The sequence below is a fragment of the Clostridium manihotivorum genome, assembly GCF_004015185.1.
Taxonomy (GTDB): domain Bacteria; phylum Bacillota; class Clostridia; order Clostridiales; family Clostridiaceae; genus Clostridium_AR; species Clostridium_AR manihotivorum.
Map to the genome: position 1 here is coordinate 998,612 of NZ_CP025746.1, position 20,136 is coordinate 1,018,747.

Genomic DNA, 20,136 nt, shown 5'->3' on the forward strand with positions numbered 1-20,136 from the left:
GTGAGAATTATAAATCATATAAAATATACCATATTAAATTCAATTAAAGAGAGATCAGGCGTAATATCAATGGTTGTATTTCCAATAATTTTCATGCTTATATTAGGCAGTGCTCTCGCTAATACATTTGATAATAATGTGGACTTAGACAAGTTAAATATAGTTTATGTAGATAATGGCTCTAAGAATACAAAGGATATATTTGATCAGTTTAAGACTGAACAAAAGGATGGTAAAGTGACCTTTAAGCAGGCAAGTAGCATAGATGAAGGTAAGGAGATAGTAAGAAAAGATTCTGACAATATATTAATAGAACTTAAAAGTGACAATATACAAGTTTACAAGAACGAGAAGGATAATATATCAGTAAATATAGTTATGGGAGGATTGCAAGGAATTGCTGAAAGGTATGGAGTTTATGGAGCTATAGTAAAGTTTGCTCCAGATACTATTAAAAATGTAGATAATGATTTTTCTAAAAGCTATACAAAGATAAGTAAAGTGGAGATAGGAAGACAAACCACCTCCTTCGATTATTATGGAATAGTAGAAATAACTATGATGACCTTGTATGGTTCTATGTTTGGATTTTACATGGTAGTTATAGGTAGAGATATGAAGATAGAAGGAAGAACTATAGTCTCAGGTATGTCAAGAGTAGAGTATGTTTTTACTAAGATAATAGCAACCTTTATAATAACCTTTGTGACTTTAATCCCAGCATTTTTATTTGCAACCTTTGTACTTAAAGTTTACTGGGGAGATCATCTTATGAGCATTATAGCCATAATGCTAGCTTTAAATCTTTTTGCATCTTCCTTAGGAGTATGTTTAGGCTTTATGTTTAAGGAAGAAAAGACAGGGCAGATGATTTTAAATGTAGTAATAATTCCAGCTATGACCTTCTTAGGTGGTGGATATATGTATATTGGAGAACATGTAAATGCTGCTTTAGACTTAGCAACTAAGGCATCACCGATAAGATGGGTAAATAGAACTATAATAAATATAGCCTTTAACAATGATTTTTCTAAGTTTAATACAACACTAATAATATGTTTGTCTTTATCCATTATATTGATGATTGTACCATTTGTTATAAGAGGGGAGGAAGCTTAAAATGAACGAAATTATAGTTTTAGTAAAGAAAAATTTGAAGTTAATATTTGATTCACCTAAATCATTAATACAGCTCTTAGTTCCAGCTTTAATAATATTGGTATTCATGAAGCTTTATAGTGTGTCAGAAGGTGTGCTAAGAGTAGGAATTATGGATAACGATAATACAAAAGTATCAAAGCAAGTTATAGAAAATGTTAAAAACATGACTCAGGTAGATATAGTAACTGTCAAAGATGCTGCTGATATAAAAGAAAAGCTTAGTCAAAATGATATATTTGTAGCTATATCCATACCAAAGGATTTTGAAGAGGATATTATAGCTGGAAGTTCAACCGGTGCTACAGTATATTCAGCAAAAGCTAATAGTTTATCTAATAATATAAAAGGTGTACTAGACTTTCAAACTAAAAACTTATATGATCTAGCCAAGGCTTCCTCAGGAGATAAGAATAAGTTTTATAGTATGGTGAGTGAAGCAAAAGACGGAGCTGTAAAGCTTGAGAAAACACCATTAAAAGATATAGGCTCTGGGTTATCAGTAACAGAAGCAAGTATAGGATTCATGATATATTACATGATGGTAAGATCTATAACAATATCTGGATTAATATTAAAGGAGAAAAGAGAAAACACTTATTCAAGGATATTTACCGCTCCAATTTCCTCAATAAAATATACTTTTGCCAGTATATTATCTAATATGATCTTCTTAGCTATTCAGGTAATTGTAATATTGGTTTGCCTCAAGTATGTATTTAATATAGAGACTGGCGTTGACATTATGTCGATGTTTTTACTGCTACTTATGATAAGCGTAGTATCAGTTGCCTTTGGAATGTTATGTGTAGCATTGTTTAATGATTCTCAAAGCTATGGAACCTTTTCAAATTTAATAGTCACAGCCACTGCTATGTTCTCAGGCTGCTTCGTTCCAGCAAAGCTATTGCCAGAAACAGTTCAGAAAGTATCCTTCTTTACACCACAGAGATGGGTTATTGATGGAATACAGAAGCTTCAAAACGGTAACCATCTTAGTGATATAAGAATGAACTTTGTAGTATTGATTTTGTTTACAGTTGCATTCCTAGTGGTAGCAGCATATAGAATGAGAAGTTCACAAAAAGCTATGACTTCAGTAGGTTAAATAGAAAATATAAGCTGGTTAAAAAATATCGTAAAAATATAGGAATATAAGAATAAAAAGTCGACTTACGGTTCTGTGTAAGTTGACTTTTTTGTCAAAAAGTGTTTATATATAATTATAGATGTGTTAGGTGTATACAGATGTGCAAGCGATTGCCTAAGAGATGAGGAGGAGAGTTTTATGTTCAAAACAAGGCTTGTTAAGGCTAAGAAAAAAGATAATAGTTTAAAGTCAGGAGTTGAATCTAAACGTTTAAATGGGGTGTTTTCAGCTAAAAGTGGTAAAAAGAAAATAAATAAAGATTTTGTTAACGATGTATTGAGCACTAAGAGTTTGCTAGGGCGACTAGTTATAGCCTTTGTTGCGTTGGTACTTATTGTTATGGTTATAACTACCTCATTCAATCTTGTTGTTATGACAAGTAATATGACAAAAGAATTTAAGACATCTACAGATCACATCCTAAATCAGAACAAGCATTATGTACGATTAATTAATGACTTCTCAGAACAAATTTCTTATCAAATTTTGTCTGATACACAGATAAAAGATGGAATGGCTTTTTCTAGTACCGAAAGAGATCAAGTTATAAGTAAAGCAACAGATGCTAAGACTAACTTACAAAAGATTATAGGCTTGAACAATAGTGAGGTGTTAGATAGCATTTATCTATATAAAGATAATGATGGTTTGTCAATTAATACAAAAATAGATGTTTACGATGATGCTTCTCAGAAGATTGGAGATGAAGCTAAGAAAACAGATTGGTATAAGACTGCAATGGAGCAGCCAGGAAAGGCGTTTTGGGCAGTAACAGATACAGATGGAACAAAAAAATTAAGCTACATAAAGTCAGTGGGTAATGGAGTTTCTAGTAAGGAACTTGGAGTGCTTCAGATAAATGTAGCCGATAGTATATTTAAAAAAGCTATGGAAGATATAAATATAGGGGACAATGGTAGGGTAATAATTGTCGATGATAAGGGACAAGTTATTGGAGGAAATACAGAAGTAACCGTTGGAGAAAAGTATAGTGGAGATTTCTATTCATCAATTAAGGGTAAAGAAGAAGGAGCCTTTAGCGAAAAGGTTGATGGCAAATCTTATTACATAATGTATTCTACGTTATCAGAAACAGGGTGGAAGTACATAGCCCTTATACCTTCTAGTGAACTTTACAGCAGTGCATTACATGTAGGAAAGTATTCTTTAATAATCTTAATTGTCAGTTTAATATTAGCAGCAGCAGCATCTATTCCTATATCAATGCAGATTACAGTGCCAATTAAGAACTTTATAGGATTAATAACAAAGGTTTCAAACTGTGACTTTACAGTTTTATCTGATAGGACTTATAAAATAAAAGAATTAAATGAGTTATCTGTTAACTTTAACAATATGGTTGCTAGACTAAAGGGAGCTCTTACAAATACAGCTATATTGGCTGATGAAACTGCAGCTATATCTTCAGACTTACTTAAGGTTTCAAATAATATTAATGAAAAATCAGAGGATATAGTAAGGAACATACAAGAAATATCTATGGGATCTTCAAAGCAGGCTGAGGATACTATGGACTGTGCTACAATTAATAACGAACTAGATGATCAAATCACAGATACTACGAACACCTTAGGTCAGTTAGAAGGGGCAAAGGAGCACGCAGTAAATGCTATAAGAAATAGCACCAAAGATATAAATGAGCTTCATGAGACCTCAATAGAGAACTCAAAGGCTATGAGTGACGTAGCGTCTACAATTAACAAATTAACTAGTAGCACTCAATTAATATTAAAGATATTAAATGAAATAAATAGTATAACTAACCAAACAAACCTTCTTTCATTAAATGCTTCTATAGAGGCAGCCAGAGCTGGAGAAGCTGGAAAAGGTTTCTCAGTAGTTGCTAATGAGATAAGAAAATTAGCAGAACAATCTCAAAAAGCATCATTAGAGATAAAGGGGATAATCGAAGATGTAAACTCGGCAATAAATGACTCTATGCTTATTGCTGAAAATGCTAAAGAGGCCTTTGTGAGAGAACAGTCACAAGTTAAATCAGCTATAGACTCTTTCTCACAACTGGGAGAGACTTTTAAAGAAGTATCAACTGCTATAGAAAAGTCAATGATTTCCGTAAAAAGCATTGATGAAGCTAAGAATAACTTAAATATTGCTATAGGCAATATTGCGGCTATATCTCAACAAAATACTGCGGCTACTGAGGAAGTTACAGCTGTTATAGAAGATGAGGCTCTTGATAATAAGAGAATTAATGAGTTGGCCTTAGATTTAAATGGACAAGCTGAAAGCTTGAAGGAAGTTATTGAAAAGTTTAAGCTGTAGAGAGAGCTTTAATTAAGTTATCACAGGTAATAATTTCAGTGAAAATACAGATTACTTTTCATTCAGAGTTCACTAACTTAATCTAATGGAAGTCGGTACATATAAAAATATAATACCAATAATAAGTATATTATAGGACAGTTAGAGATGACTTTAGTTATCAATAACTGTCCATTTTTACTGTTAAGCTTGCTTCAGCAACTTTTAGATTATTTAAACACAGAGCATATTTTAGAAGTAGCTTTTATACCATTTGTGCCATTTATTATTATATTTCCGGCTTCTGTATAGCTTGTACCTTTCATATCCTTTGATAGATCTAGGAAACTTAAGTCAGAGTTGTTACCATACCAAGACCAAGCTAAGTAGCCAACAGATTTTTGAGTACAGTAACTCATTATAGTTGCCTCATCAACATCGCCATTGGTGTGTCTTATTCCAAATTCTCCGATACAAAGTGCTAAGCCTTTATTTAATACGCTGTCAATATTATTCTTTACATTAGATGCATTTCCACCTGCATACTCGTACATATGAATGGAGAACATAGTGTTTTTTAGCTTGTCGGAATTAAATACATCTGTGCCGTAGTCTGAAATTGATGCAGGGTATTGGCCCCATCCAGCACAATCTACCATTAGAGTATTTTTTATACCTGCGTCTCTAAGCTTTGGAATTACTTGTTTATAACCATTTGCCCATCCTGAACTGCTCCATGTACCATACCATTCGTTTGCAATATTCAATATCACTGTATGCTCTTTGCCTATCAATGCACTCTTCATCTCAATCCAGAAATTAGCCGCATTATTTAATCTATTGATATCGTCAGAACCAGTTCCATCATGGACTTCTAATATGGCTACAAGCTTATTTTTTTCACATAGACTTATAAGATTTTTTATTGAAGCCAAGTCATCTTTTGTCCATTGATCTCCATCAGATAGCACTATTCTGATTGTATTTGCTCCAGTCTTTGCTATAGCAGGGATAGCCACTGATTCTTGCCCTTTATACCAAGTGTAGGCATGATTAATTCCTCTCATGACAAAAGGTTTGTTATTCCCGTCATACAGTGAGGAACCGTTTACATGGAAGCCAGTAGTGGCAGCGGTAGCTTTTTGAGAATATGGGATAGTAAAGCTTGTTAATAATATTAGTGACATTATAAAAGACTTAATTTTCATAGTAACCTCCTATTAATATTCTATATTTTACATGATGTAAAGATTATATAAGTTTTGATTAGTACCTCCTTTCTTAAATCTCTATTTATAAGCTTTACATAATATAATCAAAGTTTTGTCTTGATAATAAATTACATGAACAAATAGAAAGTAAAGTATGCTATGATAAAAACTTAAGATATAATGTGTTTATTAGTTTGAATAAGAATGTATACTTGCAATAAATGTATATACATTTTATCATTACATATATAAAAGCACAATTATAAATATGAATTTATGTAAAGTGATTGAATTGTTGTAATATTTTACAAGTATTGCGCTGGAATATAAGAAAAAATTGGAGTTTATATAAGAAAAATATTTTAATGCTTACAATAAATTGATTTTAGTGTACAATAATTATCAACAATAGTTACATATATAAGTTATGTTTAACTTTCAGTGACTTGCAATTGTTTATGTTAACGTGAAACGAGGTGATAATATATAATTTAATGTTAATTAATACAGCTGACTGAAATGACTTGCTAGTTAAAATTGTTAATAAATATAAAGTATATAGGAGAGTGTAATAGTATGAGAAAAATATTAAGTATATTTTCAACGTTAATGCTTTCAGTTTTATTTTTAGCAGTAAGTGGATTTACAACTGTACGTGCGGCATCCTCAGCCTTGTATATTTCACCCAATGGAAACGATAATAACGATGGACTGAGTGTTGCTAAGCCTCTTAAGACTTTTGAAAAAGCTATATCAAAAGCTACAGCAGGAACAACTATATATGTGTCTAGTGGAACCTATAAATTAAATGTGAATATGTCAGGAACTATTAACTTAGCTAAAAGCGGATCCAGTGGAAGTCCTATAACCATAGCCGCTTCAAACTCAAGTAGTAAACCAGTTTTAGACTTTACCGGTCAGTCAAAGAGTGGTAATGATAATTCTTTAGGATTTAAGGTTACTGGTAGTTACTGGACTTTAAGAAATATAAAGATATACAATGCAGGAGATAATGGAGTAAAACTTACTGGCTCAACAGCTGGATACAATACTTTCGATTACTGCGAATTTGACAGCAATGGAGACAGCGGACTTCAGATAACAAATGGTGCTCATCATACAACAGTGTCAAATTGTTTTTCCCATGATAACTATGATCAAGCAGCAGCAGGCGGCAATGCAGATGGATATGCATGCAAAGACTTACCTGGAGCAGGAAATAAATTTATAAGCTGTACAGCTCAAGATAACTCTGATGATGGATGGGACTTTTTCAATAATATGAATGCAGTAGAATTGCAAGGATGTACTGCTACCCATAATGGATATCATAAAGGAGCTCCAGCAGGAAACGGGGAAGGCTTCAAGCTTGGTGGAACAAGAGATGCACGTTCTACAGGAGCTCATAAGTTAACTAACTGTACTGCTAACAACAATAGAGCTAGTGGATATGCACAAAACCATGGCGGTGGAGCTTTTGTCATCACAAAATGTACCGCTACAGGCAATTTGAAAAATAATTATAATTTCCCTGAACAACCTATTAGCGGTAAAATAACCTTTACTGACTGTTATTCTTACAATGGAACGGTTAGTATATTATCAGGTTCATCTGTTATAACAGCCGGAAATTTAAAATAGATTAACCAGAGGGCTAGTACGATGAGAAATTTTGTGCAAGCTTTCTAAGAAATTCTAGCTATTCCCACCCTTGATATAAAAGGGGCTGCCAGATTAACTAAGTGTTAAACTAGCAGCCCTAAAAATATGCTCTGAAATATTAAGATTAGACTAATTTGAAGCTATAGTATTATTAGCAATTGTTAGAATAGATGCATCGTTTGAAATATCGGATACAGTTCTTCCAAGTGCTTTTATTTTTCCAGAAATACATCCTCTACAATGAGCAGGAGTATCATTTATACATATCTTACCTGGGTAAAGTGCGTACAATCTTCTGTAATCGCCCTCAGTGACATTTGGCATAACTACATTTGCTCCGCTTTCTAATGCAATAACCCTTCCGTTTTTGTTTAGAGTTTCCATAGCGGTTGTAGCAGTGATTCTTATACCAGGCATAAGTAATCTAGTTAAAGCCATTACCTTTATTGACATATGAAAATCACCGCCAGCACAATCTGCAAGAGGCGTGTCCCCATTTGGTATAAAAGGACCGATACCAATCATATTTGCATCTATTTCCTTAAAGAATAAAATATCATCAGCTATTGATTCTACAGTTTGATTAGGAAGTCCTACTAGTGAACCGCATCCAACCTCATAGCCTAAGCTTTTTAGATCTCTAAGACATCTTTTTCTTTCAGCGTGGCTCATACCAGGATCAAGTTCATGGTATAGATCTTCGTCAGTAGTTTCTATTCTAAGCAGATATCTGTCAGCTCCAGCTTCTTTCAAAGCTTTATATTCTTCATAAGTCTTTTCGCCAATACTTATGGTAAGAGTAACTCCAAGAGCTTTTATCTTTCTAATAATATTAGACATTCTTTCTATAGTAAAATAATCGTCTTCACCACCTTGAAGAACTAGATTTCTATAACCATAGCCCACAGCCTTAGTAGCGAAATCTAAGACTTCTTCTTCAGATAATCTATATCTTTCAATGTTTTTATTGTCTCTTCTAAGTCCACAATACATACAGTTTCTTTTACATATGTTTGTAAATTCTATAAGCCCTCTTAGAAGTACTTCGTTGCCACGATATTCTTCTCTTACTTCATCAGCAGCCTTATATATAGTCTCATTTATTTCGTCATTCTTCAAAAGCTCAACCAGCTCATCTTTTGTAAGACAATGAGTAGTCTTCGCCTTTTTTACTAAATCAATTAGTTTATCCATAAATTCCTCCTAAAAACGGACCTTTGCTATTCCTAATAATTATACTATTTAAGTAGGGTTTTTAAAAGTAAAAAGTATAACTAAATCGGTTGCTGAATATTAATTTTGAGTATAAGTAGATATAAGGGCGGTAAAACTTAATACAAGTTAAAAAGTAAGTTTTTTTAAAGGCTGTGTTGAAATTAAATGGTCAGTCATTCGATACTTAGATGAGCTTGTGCTATTTGCTCGCTCATATAGCATTTCCTTCTTAATCAATTAATTTCAATAATATAATTAGGATTAATATATATTAAAACTATATAGGATTATAAGATTGACAACAGAGAAAAGATAATATATTATAAAGTTACGAAGTTATTAAAAGTAATTAACTATAATTAATATAGAGGTGCGATATGATTAGAAGAATTAAAAGTAGCGATATGGGAAAAAGTAAGAATCAGTGGTTAGATAGCATATTCCATTTTTCCTTTGCAGATTATTTTAATGTTGAAAATATAAGCTTTGGAGATTTAAGAGTAATAAACGACGACTTAATTCAGCCTCATACTGGCTTTGATACGCATCCCCACAAGGATATGGAGATAATATCCTACGGTATAGAAGGAGAACTTACTCATGAGGACTCTATGGGGAGTAAAGGCGTAATCGGAAGAGGCCAGGTACAATATATGAGCGCTGGAACTGGAGTTTATCATAGTGAGCACAACAGAGGCGATGTAACTGCAAGATTTCTTCAGATATGGGTGTTACCAGATAAGAAGAACCATACTCCTCAATATGGAGACTTTAAGTTCGATTGGGAATTAAGAAAAAATAAATGGTTCCACTTTGTTTCCTCGAAAGAAGGAGATGCACCTATAAAGGTTAATCAAGATATAAACTTCTATGCTCTTGAATTAGAAAAAGGTAATGAAATTGATTTTGCTGTAGGCGATAGAAGACAGGCTTATATGGTGCAAATAGAAGGAACAAGTACTGTTAATGATGTTGAGTTAGAGCAAAGAGATGCAGCTGAAATTGTTGAAGAAGATGTAAAGATAAAGGCTAAAGAGAAATCTCATATATTAATAATTGAGATGACAAAGAAAAATGTAATTTGGAGATAGTTTTTAACTCCTGTAGACTTTTGTTTTAAAAGTTTACGGGAGTTATTATTTCCATTAATAGTAAAACATATTTCACATTACCTCATATATAGACATAGTATAGTGTATAACAATACTTGGAGTTGAAGGCTAAATGCTTTATGCACTGATTTTAGCAGGAGGCAAGGGAACAAGACTCTATCCACTATCTAGATCGGACAGACCTAAACAGTTTTTGAAGGTGGTAAATAACAAAAGCTTTTTGGTTAATACTGTTGAAAGAATTCACCCATTGGTACCGACAGACAATATCTATGTTATTACTAATAAAGACTATGAGGATCAAATAAAAGAAGAGTTATCAGACATTTGCGCTGACAATATATTCACAGAACCTAGTAATAAGGAGACCGCTACCTGTATAGGTCTAGCAGCAGTCAAATTATTGAAGAAAGACAAGGATGCTGTGATGATAGTATTACCTTCTGACCATCATATAGAAGGCGAGAAAAACTTCTTAGACACTTTAACACAAGCAGTAGAAATAGCTGATAGGAGAAGAGGGGTAGTAACTTTAGGAATAGAACCAAGTAGACCAGAAACAGGCTACGGATATATAGAAATGGGTGAAAGAGTTGGAGGAAATATAGCTACTTTTAAGGTTGCCAGGTTTACTGAAAAGCCTAATGTAGAGGTAGCTAAGGATTTTATCTTAAAAGGAACTTATCTTTGGAATAGCGGTATGTTTGTTTTTAGAGCAGATGTTATTTTAAGAGAAATGGAAAAGTATCTTCCTAAGATGTACAGAAGCTTGATGGAAATATATAAGAATGTAGATACGGAAAATGAAGCTAGTGCCATAGCTGAACAGTATGCTTTGATAGATGGTATCTCTATAGATTTTGGAGTAATGCAAAAAACAAGAAAGGCCTACGTGCTAAAAAGTGATTTTCTTTGGGATGATATAGGCAGCTTTAGCGCTTTAAGCAGATTCTTAGGCAACCATAGAAGCAATAGTATTTCTCAAAATGTATTTTTGGAGGAATGCGAGAACTGCTCGATATTTGGCAGTAAAAATCTCATAATCGGATTCGGAATAAAAGACTTAGTAATAGTTGATGCAGGCGACGTTATACTAGTCATGGATAAGGATAAGGACCAAGAGATTAAACATCTTTTAAATACTATCAATCAGGATGATAATTATAAGGAATATATTTGATTTAAAAGGGCAGCCATAGTGGCTGCCTTATTATTTTTACTGTTAAGAACAGTATTGACGGCAAAACCTAGTGATATCAAAAAGTTAGGACAGATGGATAAGATAAGCAGTAGAAAAATTGTTATTAAATAAATTAGTAACTAAGTATTTTTAAAATATTTCTGTAATTTTATAGTCTGAATAAATGATTTAGCTATAAAATATGGCTTATAAATTCATAAATGAAATTATATTACATAATTATCAATCAACACTACAATCTAGTGTGTTTTTTTGTAGAAAAAAATATTAATATAGCGACATAAAGCAACATTGAAAACAAAAGATGCATGTTAATATATTTAAGTGTTTATTTACAATAAACATTATATATAGAAACATATATGACAAAATTCTAACATGTTTAAGGAGTATATAATTTGTTAAGACAAGTGTTAAAGAATATAAGGACATATAAAGCAATGGCTTTAGTATTTATTATAATATTAGCTATTTGTCAGCTTTCAATAACCTTATTTGCAGTAGGGTATAAAAATACAGCTGAAGGCTTGAAGAAAGAAAATAATGGGTTGGAGAAGTCATCTATAGATTTTTACTATGGAAGTGGTTTGAAGGACAAAAGTTACCTTCTTAGTGTATTTGATTCTATTGATGATGCTATGCAATATAGATTAAAAGCTAATGTTTCTTTAAATAATATAGATGGAAAACCTTTATTATATGTAGATCTATATAAAAATAATAAACCTATAGTACCAATACCTATAGTTGAAGGTAGTAATTTTACTAAGTCAGATATAAGTAATGGTGATTCTATACTTATAGGCAAAGACCTATACAAACAAATAGGTTTAACTAGTAATGACAAAGTTTTGGATATATTAGGAAGAAGCTACAACATAAGAGGTGTTATGGGAAATAAAAAGTATAAGACTAAGTTGGATTATTGTGTAATTTTAGCCTGTAATAAATTAAACAATGACTTAGCTAATGAGATACTTAGAAATAATGATTTTGAAATGATTCTAAATGGAAATGGTAATGAGGTATCAATTGCAAAATATATAAGTAATAAAATATATGAAAAGGAAGAACACCCTCAGGTTGAAGTAAAGGACATAGATAGTAATCAAGTTATTTTACTTAATGCATTTGGAGATAACTCATACTTTGTAGTATTGATTATAATGACCTATGCCTTAGCTATATCAGCTTGTATATATATTACTAATTATATGATTAGGGTAATGGAAGCTAAGTTGTCTATAAGAATAGCTTTTGGAGGAAGTATCGTAAATACTATTAGCTTTGTGCTTCTCAATGTCCTATTTTTGTCCATAATAGCAACAGTTATAGCTATATTTGTACTTGTAATTATTAATTCCTATTTATCAAAGATAATTGAAGTAAGCTTCGGATTATATTTGGACAATTTAATGATTTCAGCTATTTTATGTGTTGTTAATAGCATCTTTATTGTAGGAGTAAATTTATTTAATATTCTAAGGATAAATCCTTCATTGAATATTAACAAGCTCTAAGAATTTATGGAGGAAGAATGAGACGCTTATTATTTAATTCTATTAAAAAAAGAAAATTCAGTATAGGGTTTATTCTAATAAACCTAATTATAGCTGTAATAATTATGTATGATTTGTTGCATATGATGAAAATGAATGATTTGCAAAACAATATAATAAAGAACTACGTTGATTTAGATACTACGATTTTACTCCAATACGAGGAATACAATAAAGATCTAAAGGATATGAAAAAAGACTTAGATAGTATAAGTGAATTCCTGAAGAATAAAGAGGTTAAAAATGGAGGTTATACTTACACAAACTATCAATTTAAAGAGTTAGCAGGTAATAAAAACTACATATATCTAAATGATAAGTTGTGGAAGAATGATACTTTAGGTTTAAAACCTATGGCATCTAAGCTTTTATATCTGGATAAGGATATAGTAAATATGATGCCTTATAAAGATAGCAAAGTTAAGCTTTTATATAGCAAGTCTTTTGATTATGTACCAGTGGTAGTAGGAGCAGCATATAAAGATATATTTAATATTGGGCAAGAGTTAACAGATGTTGAAGGGGTTAAGTATAAGATAATAGCTTTCTTAGACAAGGATGCTAGTTGGATTAGTGCAGGAGATTTTTATAGACAAGTACCTAAAAGCTTAGACGATTACTTTGTAGTTCCGTATAATACAAAGACTGATTTTCAGTCTTTTGCTATCACTTCTATAGGAAAAAACTATATAGTCCAAGCTAAGGATAGAGCAAGTGCTGATAAGCTTACTACTGCTTTGCAACAGTTCGCCAATGAAAGAAAGATTAATATCAATCCATTAAGTACATATAGTCTTCTACTTGATGTAAAGCAGTCTAGGCAGGAATATATAAGATATATGAGTGCAATAGCCTTAATAGTAATTGTTTTTGTAACTGTGATTGCTTCATTATCTATGATTATTTCTATAGATGAAAGAAAGGCTGATATTGCAGTTATGATAACTCAGGGGGCAAGTAATAGGTTTTTATTAACTTATGTGTTTATTGAAAATGCAATTGTATTTTTATTGGCATTAATATTAGGGTTTGGGTTAAACTTCTTATGTAAGAATGATAAGGTATTGTTCTTGTTTACTTATAAGAATATAGAGTTTAGGCCTATATTTATGGTTACAGGTATATTTCTAACCGTAGGTATCTTTTCAACATTATTACCTATAAAAAAAATTCTAAGTATAAATCCAAGTAAACTGATAATGGAGTGATGACATGGCTATAGAATTAAGAAAAATAAATAAAATTTATGGTACTAAAAGTAACAAGTTCATGGCATTAGAAGATATAAATCTAACTATAGAAAAGGGAGAAATGGTAGCAATAATGGGGCCATCTGGTTCTGGAAAAACTACTTTGCTAAATATTATTGGACTTATGGACAAACCAACGGAAGGTACTTATATGCTAGAGGAAGAAGATACATCAGGTTTTAACAACTTAAAGCTTTCAAAATATAGGAATAAAAACATTGCTTTTATATTTCAAAACTTTGCACTTATAAACAATGAAACTGTGCTTGACAATGTTGTATTGCCTCTAAGCTTTAGAAAGCTGAAATCCGGTATAAAGAAAAAAATAGCTAATGAGGCTATAGAAGCAGTAGGTTTAAGTGATAAGGCAAAAAATAAAATTAAGGAACTCTCTGGTGGACAAAAACAGAGAGTAGCAATTGCAAGAGCCATAGCTTCTGATGCTAATATTATTCTAGCTGATGAACCAACAGGAGCTTTGGATAGAAATACTGGGCGAGATATTTTAGAAAAGCTTAAGCAATTAAATCAAAAAGGAAAGACGATAATCATAATAACTCATGACATATCTGTTACAGAGTTTTGTCATAGAACTATTTGCATAGAGGATGGAAGAATAGTAGAAAAAGAAGCAATTTCTATTTAAGAGTTGCTTCTTTTTTCTATATAAATATAAGGAATATATTTGATTTAAAATGGCAGCCATAGTGGCTGCCTTATTATTGTAAGCTCTCTATAGCATTCTTTGCCCATTCAGAATCCTTAAGTATAGGTCTACCTACTCCTATTAAGTCAGCCTTTTTACTTTCTAATAGTTGCTCTGCTGCTGTAGCGTCAACAACTCCACCAGTTAGTAATATTGGGGTAGATACTATCTTCTTAAGTTCTTCAGTTACAGGGTAGAAGTATCCTTGCTCATTGAAGTCAGGAACAGTGAAACCTCTAAAACCACCAGATATATCTAAGATAGAAACTCCAGCTTTTTCAAATTCCTTAGCTGCAATTTTTGCATCTTCTAACTGACTTCCGCCATCGATGTAATCTAATGCTCCTAATCTAAGTAATACGGGAAAGTCGTGTCCTACAGCTTCCTTTACTGCCTTTATAACTTCTAAATGAATTCTTATTCTATTTAATATATCCCCGCCGTATTCATCAGTTCTTTTGTTGAATATTGGAGAGTAGAACTGATTTAGTAGATAGCCATGGGCTGAGTGGATTTCTACAGCGTCAAAGCCAGCTTCTTTTACTCTTCTTGCAGCTTCAGCAAAGTCAGCTATTACCTTCTTAATATCTTCCTTAGACAGTTCTTTAGTTACGAGCTTAGTGTATGGATTCTCAATAGCAGAAGGTGCTTCTGGAGTTAATCCTGTTACCTCTTCCTTTGTAGAACCACCTGCATGATTTATTTGCATAACAGCTTTAGAACCATTGTTTTGAATAGTTTTTGCAAGTTTCTTTAGTGGTTCAATATCAGAATCTCTTGATATTGAAAGCTGGTGATTACTTGCCTTTCCTGCTTTTGAGATATAGCTGTGTTCTATGATTATCAATCCTATATATCCGCCTTTGGATTTTTCTTCATAGTAATTTACTATATCTTCTGTAAGTTCCCCATCTGATCCAGCCTTAGAGGTTGCCATAGGGGGCATTACCAAACGATTGGATAAGTTTAAAGAACCTATTTTTAATGAACTAAGTAAAACTGACATAAACACTCCTCCTAACTTGTATACGATTTAATTATATACTATTCAGATAAGAAAAGTATATAAAGATAAATAACTTAGATAAGAAAATACAAATTTTATTGGAAAGTAGTACGTTTGTGAAAGGTGAATTTAGAACTAACAACCATAGCTAAGTTTCCATTTATTTATAAAAAAATCTTGCATAAATAGAGAATATAAATTATATTAATAAATAGAGTTGCAAATGCAAAGCATTCGCATAAATGCTCAGGAGGGTTGATAATGAATAAAAGTATGAAGAAGAAAGCTATAGGATTAATAGCTTTAGTAAGTTTAAGTGCATCAATTTTTGTGGGGTGCGGAAGTAAGAGCACTGGAAATAGTGCTGCTACAGAAAGTGAGCATAAAAAGCTACAAGTGTATACTAGCTTTTATGCAATGTATGATTTTACTAAAAAAATTGGAGGAGATAAGATTACAGTCACTAATTTAGTCCCAGCAGGAACAGAACCTCATGACTGGGAGCCAAGTACAACGGATGTTGCAAATTTGGAAAAGGCAAATGTATTGGTTTATAGTGGTGGTGGCATGGAACACTGGATAGATAAAGTTTCTAAGACCCTTAAAAATGAAAAACTTATAAAGGTAGAGGCTTCAAAAGAAGTAAAGTTAATGGATAATCCAGAAAAAGATGAGGCGGATTTAAAATATGATCCTCATGTATGGCTTGATCCAATGAATGCAAAGAAGGAAATGGAGGCAATTAAGGAAGCTTTAATAAAAGCTGATGCTTCAAACAAGGATTACTATGAAAGTAATTACGAGGAAAATGCTAAAAAATTAGATGACTTAGATAAGGAATTTAAAGCTGCAACTTCAAAGTTTAAGAAGAAGGATATAGTTGTAGCTCATCAGGCTTTTGGGTATATATGTGCTGCATATGGACTTAATCAAGTTCCTATAGAAGGCTTACAGGCTGATGCGGAACCTACAGCTGCAAAGATGGCTGAAATAGCTGATTTCGCTAAGAAAAATGATGTTAAGTATATATTCTATGAAGATTTAATAAGCCCTAAGGTTTCACAAGCTATAGCCAAAGAAATAGGAGCTAAAACAGAGGTTCTTAATCCATTAGAGGGGCTTGAAGATGAGGATATAAAAGCTGGTAAAGAATACTTCTCAGTAATGAGAGACAATCTTGAAATGTTAAAAAAGGCCTTAGAGTAAAACATAACTTAGGGTTAAAAATAAATCAGTATACCTAGGTATATACTGAAGCTAAAAGGGAGAAAAAACATGAATGAAGTTGTTAACATTAAAGATCTAAGCTTTAGTTATGGAGCATTACCTATCTTAAAAAATATAAGTTTTAAAGTTAATAAGGGAGAGTTTATTGGTATCATAGGAGCTAATGGTGAAGGAAAGAGTACTTTGATGAAGCTACTAACTAGATCTTTAATAGCTAATACTGGAGAAATTCAAATCTTAGGAGAAAAGCTAGAAGCCTTTAATGCTTGGGATAGAGTAGGATATCTATCACAAAAAGCAACTTCATTTAACTTAAGTTTTCCTGCAACTGTTGGAGAGGTAGTTGGTGCAAATTTATATAAAAAGATAGGGTTATTTAAACGTGCTAATAAGAATCATAAAGGGATGGTAGCTGAAGCTTTAGATAAAGTAGGAATGGCTGGATATGAAGATAGAATGATTGGTGCACTTTCAGGAGGACAACAGCAAAGAGTATTTATAGCCAGAATGCTGGTAAATGAACCAGAAATACTTCTTTTAGATGAACCTACTGTTGGAGTAGATGCAAAGTCTCAAGAAATAATTTTATCTTTAGTTAAGAAGTTCAATAGGGAAAATGGTATTACAGTTATGATTATTTCTCATGACATGAAAGCAATAGATGAGTACTGTAATAGAGTGCTAATACTGAAGGATGGAAGACTAAAGCAAAGATTTGAATATGACAATATAGGACTTGAGGGAAAAGAAGAACAGTCAGTAGATTATTCTTCTGACGGAATTGTTATAAAAACCTATTTAAGGACGGAGAAAGATATATGTTGAGTATTTTTAGTTATGATTTTATGATAAAGGCTTTTATAGTAGGTATTTTAATTTCTATAATAACTCCCTGTATAGGACTAACAATTGTTCTAAGAAGGTTTTCTATGCTTGGAGATGCTATTTCGCATAATTCCTTAGCTGGTGTAGCAGGAGGACTTATTATGGGAATTAATCCGGTGCTAGGCGCTATAGCCTTTTCTATAATCTCTACACTTGCAATAGAAAAGATAAGAAAATCCTTCTCAAAGTATTCGGAAATAGCAATAGCTGTAATAATGTCAACCGGAATTGGGCTTGCGGGAGTGCTATCCGGTTTTGTAAAAAATAGTGCCAATTTTAATAGTTTTCTTTTTGGAAGTATAGTTGCAATAGAAGATTTTGAGCTCAAGCTAGTGGTGGGCTTGAGTATTGTGGTTATCATAGCAGTAGTGGCTTTGTATAAAGAGTTATTTTATATGAGTTTTGACGAAGAGGCAGCAAGGCTTGCAGGAATACCTGTAAGAACTATAAATTTCGTATTTATGATATTAACTGCTTTAGCAATATCACTAGCGTCTAGAACTGTAGGAACTTTAGTTGTATCGTCTCTTATGGTTTTACCAGTTGCTTGCTCAATGCAGATAGCTAAAAGCTATAAAAAAACAATGGTATTGTCCATATTTTTTGCTATTAGTTTCACTATAACAGGTCTTTATCTATCTTATTACTGTAATCTGAGACCTGGTGGAACTATAGTACTTACAGGGGTGATTGTTCTTGTTGGCATAATCCTTACAAAGAATATAATTAATGCTTTTAGAGTTAAAAGAAAAGAAACTTATAGGTCAGCATAAAAAATAGTCTATTATTAAAAAAGCTGCCATATATTTATTAAAAATATATAAGACCAAACTTTTATAGGATAATAAATAGTTAAACTAAGGGTGGGAGTTATGAAAACAAATATAATTCTGGTTACAGGTTTTTTAGGAGCAGGAAAGACATCATTTATAAATGGCTTATTAAGAGAGTCTTACCAACATAAGTCTAGGATAGTCGTGATACAGAAAGAAAAAGGCGAAGCAGTGATTAGTTCTGAATATGCCAAAGATAGTTCTGTAAATATAATAGATCATGAGAAGGATAAGCCTATAACAATTAATTATTTGTATGAGATCATTAAAAAGTTTTCACCAGACACTTTGGTTATTGAGTGTAATGGCTTTGATAAGCTTGAACCAATATTAGATATTGTAGACTCAAGGCAGTTACGAAAAGTAAGTTGTTTGAGTAACGTTATCAATTTAGTAGATGCAAAGGCCTTTAAAATGTATTTTACTAATTTGAAGAATAACACTGTTGAGCATATTTCTAACTGCGATCTATTGGTTGTAAATAAGGTATCTGATAAAGATGAAAAAGGTACTTTATATATAGAAAAAGTAGCTAAAAAGCTAAACAAAAATATAAAGCTGTTAGTAGGATTTCAGGATGAGAAAGATATATTGGAGGTATATGAGAGAAGTGCAAGGGTAAATAAATACTTAGAGTTTAATGGTTTTAACTTGGTAATATGTTTTCTTCTCGCAGTTTTCTTAGGATATTGTAGTTTTCTATTAACAAAGTGGACAAACATCCATGGCTTTAATTTTTCAAAAGTTCAAATATTTAGTACTGTGTTTTTAAGTATATTAATACAGGCTGTACCTTTTATTTTGGTAGGGGTTCTTTTCTCTTCAATTATTCAAGTTTTTGTAACTAGTGAGGTTTTAGGTAGATTTTTTCCGAAGAATCCAATTCTAGGCTTCCTTTTTGCCTTGATTAGTGGAGTGGCCTTACCGGTATGTGACTGTGCAATAGTTCCAGTTGCATCTAGGCTTATAAAGAAGGGAATACCACTACCTATAGCTATAACCTTTATGCTTGCAGCACCAATAGTTAATCCCATAGCAATAGCCTCTACCTTGTATGCTTTTCCCAATCAACCTACAACAGCACTATATAGAATATATTTTGGAGCAACCATAGCTTTTTTTGTAGGACTAATATTTTATATTTTTCCTGAAAAAGACGTAGCTTTAGATAGCCTAGATAACTTGGCTCAGTGTGAGTGTGCAGTATGTAGTGATTATTATGGTGGAACTAAGGGAATTGTAGAAAAGGTTAAAGCTATTTTTAAGCATTCAAGTATGGAATTTTTTCAAGTGGGTAAGTTCCTTATAATAGGAGCCTTTCTTTCATCGTTGCTGCAAGTTATGGTACCTAAAGATATCATTTTTAACCTAGGGGGAACCACTATAACCTCTCTGCTTGTTATGATGTTAGCTGCCTTCATACTGTCAGTGTGTTCTACCTCTGATGCCTTTATAGCTAGGACCTTTATTAATCAACTACCTTTTAGATCCGTTCTTGGCTTTATGGTAGTAGGGCCTATGATAGATATAAAAAACCTATCAATGCTGCTAGGAAACTTTAAAAAGAAATTTGTGGTTAAGGTAGTAGTACTTATATTCTTTGTAGCATTTGTAAGACTGACTATTTAAGGCATTGGATTACTAATCAGTTAATTTAAATATGTAATTTAAGCAGACC

General features: G+C 32.2%; 16 protein-coding genes. 13 read left to right on the forward strand and 3 right to left on the reverse strand.

Annotated elements, in window-relative coordinates; all coding sequences use genetic code 11:
- The 3 genes from C1I91_RS04470 (at position 1) to C1I91_RS04480 (ending at position 4,612) form a co-directional block, all read left to right on the forward strand.
- Positions 1 to 1,119: an ABC transporter permease gene (locus tag C1I91_RS04470; RefSeq protein ID WP_128211505.1), complete on the forward strand. Its 1,119-nt coding sequence runs from the start codon at positions 1 to 3 to the stop codon at positions 1,117 to 1,119.
- Position 1,120: 1 nt separating this feature from the next.
- Entirely contained in the window at positions 1,121 to 2,266 is a 1,146-nt protein-coding gene (locus C1I91_RS04475) for an ABC transporter permease (protein ID WP_128211507.1), read from the forward strand.
- Positions 2,267 to 2,446: 180 nt separating this feature from the next.
- Positions 2,447 to 4,612, forward strand: a complete 2,166-nt coding sequence (locus tag C1I91_RS04480) for a methyl-accepting chemotaxis protein (protein ID WP_128211509.1) — start codon at positions 2,447 to 2,449, stop codon at positions 4,610 to 4,612.
- A 209-nt stretch (positions 4,613 to 4,821) separates the two neighbouring features.
- On the opposite strand, the gene C1I91_RS04485 is transcribed toward C1I91_RS04480, so the two are convergent.
- Positions 4,822 to 5,799: a glycoside hydrolase family 5 protein gene (locus C1I91_RS04485; RefSeq protein ID WP_128211511.1), complete on the reverse strand. Its 978-nt coding sequence runs from the start codon at positions 5,797 to 5,799 to the stop codon at positions 4,822 to 4,824.
- Between the two features lie 579 nt (positions 5,800 to 6,378).
- On the opposite strand from C1I91_RS04485, the gene C1I91_RS04490 reads away from it, so the two are divergent.
- Positions 6,379 to 7,443 carry a right-handed parallel beta-helix repeat-containing protein gene (locus C1I91_RS04490; RefSeq protein WP_128211513.1) on the forward strand — a complete coding sequence of 355 codons (1,065 nt, stop codon included), beginning with the start codon at positions 6,379 to 6,381 and terminating at the stop codon, positions 7,441 to 7,443.
- Between the two features lie 150 nt (positions 7,444 to 7,593).
- On the opposite strand, the gene hydE is transcribed toward C1I91_RS04490, so the two are convergent.
- A complete protein-coding gene (gene hydE, locus C1I91_RS04495) occupies positions 7,594 to 8,658 on the reverse strand; it encodes a [FeFe] hydrogenase H-cluster radical SAM maturase HydE (protein ID WP_128211514.1) in 1,065 nt (354 codons plus the stop codon).
- 398 nt (positions 8,659 to 9,056) lie between these two features.
- On the opposite strand from hydE, the gene C1I91_RS04500 reads away from it, so the two are divergent.
- The 5 genes from C1I91_RS04500 to C1I91_RS04520 all read left to right on the forward strand — a co-directional run bounded on the left by C1I91_RS04500 (position 9,057) and on the right by C1I91_RS04520 (position 14,447).
- Entirely contained in the window at positions 9,057 to 9,770 is a 714-nt protein-coding gene (locus C1I91_RS04500) for a pirin family protein (RefSeq protein WP_128211516.1), read from the forward strand.
- Positions 9,771 to 9,903: 133 nt separating this feature from the next.
- The gene (locus C1I91_RS04505; protein ID WP_128211518.1) at positions 9,904 to 10,971 is read left to right on the forward strand and encodes a mannose-1-phosphate guanylyltransferase; all 1,068 of its coding nucleotides are present in this window, start codon (positions 9,904 to 9,906) and stop codon (positions 10,969 to 10,971) included.
- Between the two features lie 419 nt (positions 10,972 to 11,390).
- Positions 11,391 to 12,512 carry an ABC transporter permease family protein gene (locus C1I91_RS04510; RefSeq protein ID WP_128211520.1) on the forward strand — a complete coding sequence of 374 codons (1,122 nt, stop codon included), beginning with the start codon at positions 11,391 to 11,393 and terminating at the stop codon, positions 12,510 to 12,512.
- A 131-nt stretch (positions 12,513 to 12,643) separates the two neighbouring features.
- A complete protein-coding gene (locus C1I91_RS04515) occupies positions 12,644 to 13,759 on the forward strand; it encodes an ABC transporter permease (protein ID WP_164880438.1) in 1,116 nt (371 codons plus the stop codon).
- Positions 13,760 to 13,763: 4 nt separating this feature from the next.
- A complete protein-coding gene (locus C1I91_RS04520; protein ID WP_128211523.1) occupies positions 13,764 to 14,447 on the forward strand; it encodes an ABC transporter ATP-binding protein in 684 nt (227 codons plus the stop codon).
- A 73-nt stretch (positions 14,448 to 14,520) separates the two neighbouring features.
- On the opposite strand, the gene C1I91_RS04525 is transcribed toward C1I91_RS04520, so the two are convergent.
- Complete coding sequence (locus C1I91_RS04525; RefSeq protein WP_128211525.1) at positions 14,521 to 15,513, reverse strand: NADH:flavin oxidoreductase; 993 nt, start codon at positions 15,511 to 15,513, stop codon at positions 14,521 to 14,523.
- A gap of 261 nt (positions 15,514 to 15,774) precedes the next feature.
- Here C1I91_RS04525 and C1I91_RS04530 point away from each other — a divergent pair, with 261 nt between their 5' ends.
- The 4 genes from C1I91_RS04530 to C1I91_RS04545 all read left to right on the forward strand — a co-directional run bounded on the left by C1I91_RS04530 (position 15,775) and on the right by C1I91_RS04545 (position 20,087).
- Positions 15,775 to 16,719: a metal ABC transporter substrate-binding protein gene (locus tag C1I91_RS04530; protein ID WP_238475920.1), complete on the forward strand. Its 945-nt coding sequence runs from the start codon at positions 15,775 to 15,777 to the stop codon at positions 16,717 to 16,719.
- 69 nt (positions 16,720 to 16,788) lie between these two features.
- On the forward strand, positions 16,789 to 17,565 hold the full coding sequence (locus tag C1I91_RS04535; protein ID WP_128211527.1) for a metal ABC transporter ATP-binding protein: 777 nt from the start codon (positions 16,789 to 16,791) through the stop codon (positions 17,563 to 17,565).
- Positions 17,559 to 18,398 (forward strand): metal ABC transporter permease, encoded by an 840-nt coding sequence (locus C1I91_RS04540; protein ID WP_128211529.1) that lies wholly within the window; start codon positions 17,559 to 17,561, stop codon positions 18,396 to 18,398. The genes C1I91_RS04535 and C1I91_RS04540 overlap by 7 nt, the downstream gene beginning before the upstream one ends.
- 99 nt (positions 18,399 to 18,497) lie before the next feature.
- The gene (locus C1I91_RS04545) at positions 18,498 to 20,087 is read left to right on the forward strand and encodes a permease (protein ID WP_128211531.1); all 1,590 of its coding nucleotides are present in this window, start codon (positions 18,498 to 18,500) and stop codon (positions 20,085 to 20,087) included.
- Positions 20,088 to 20,136: the final 49 nt, after the last annotated feature.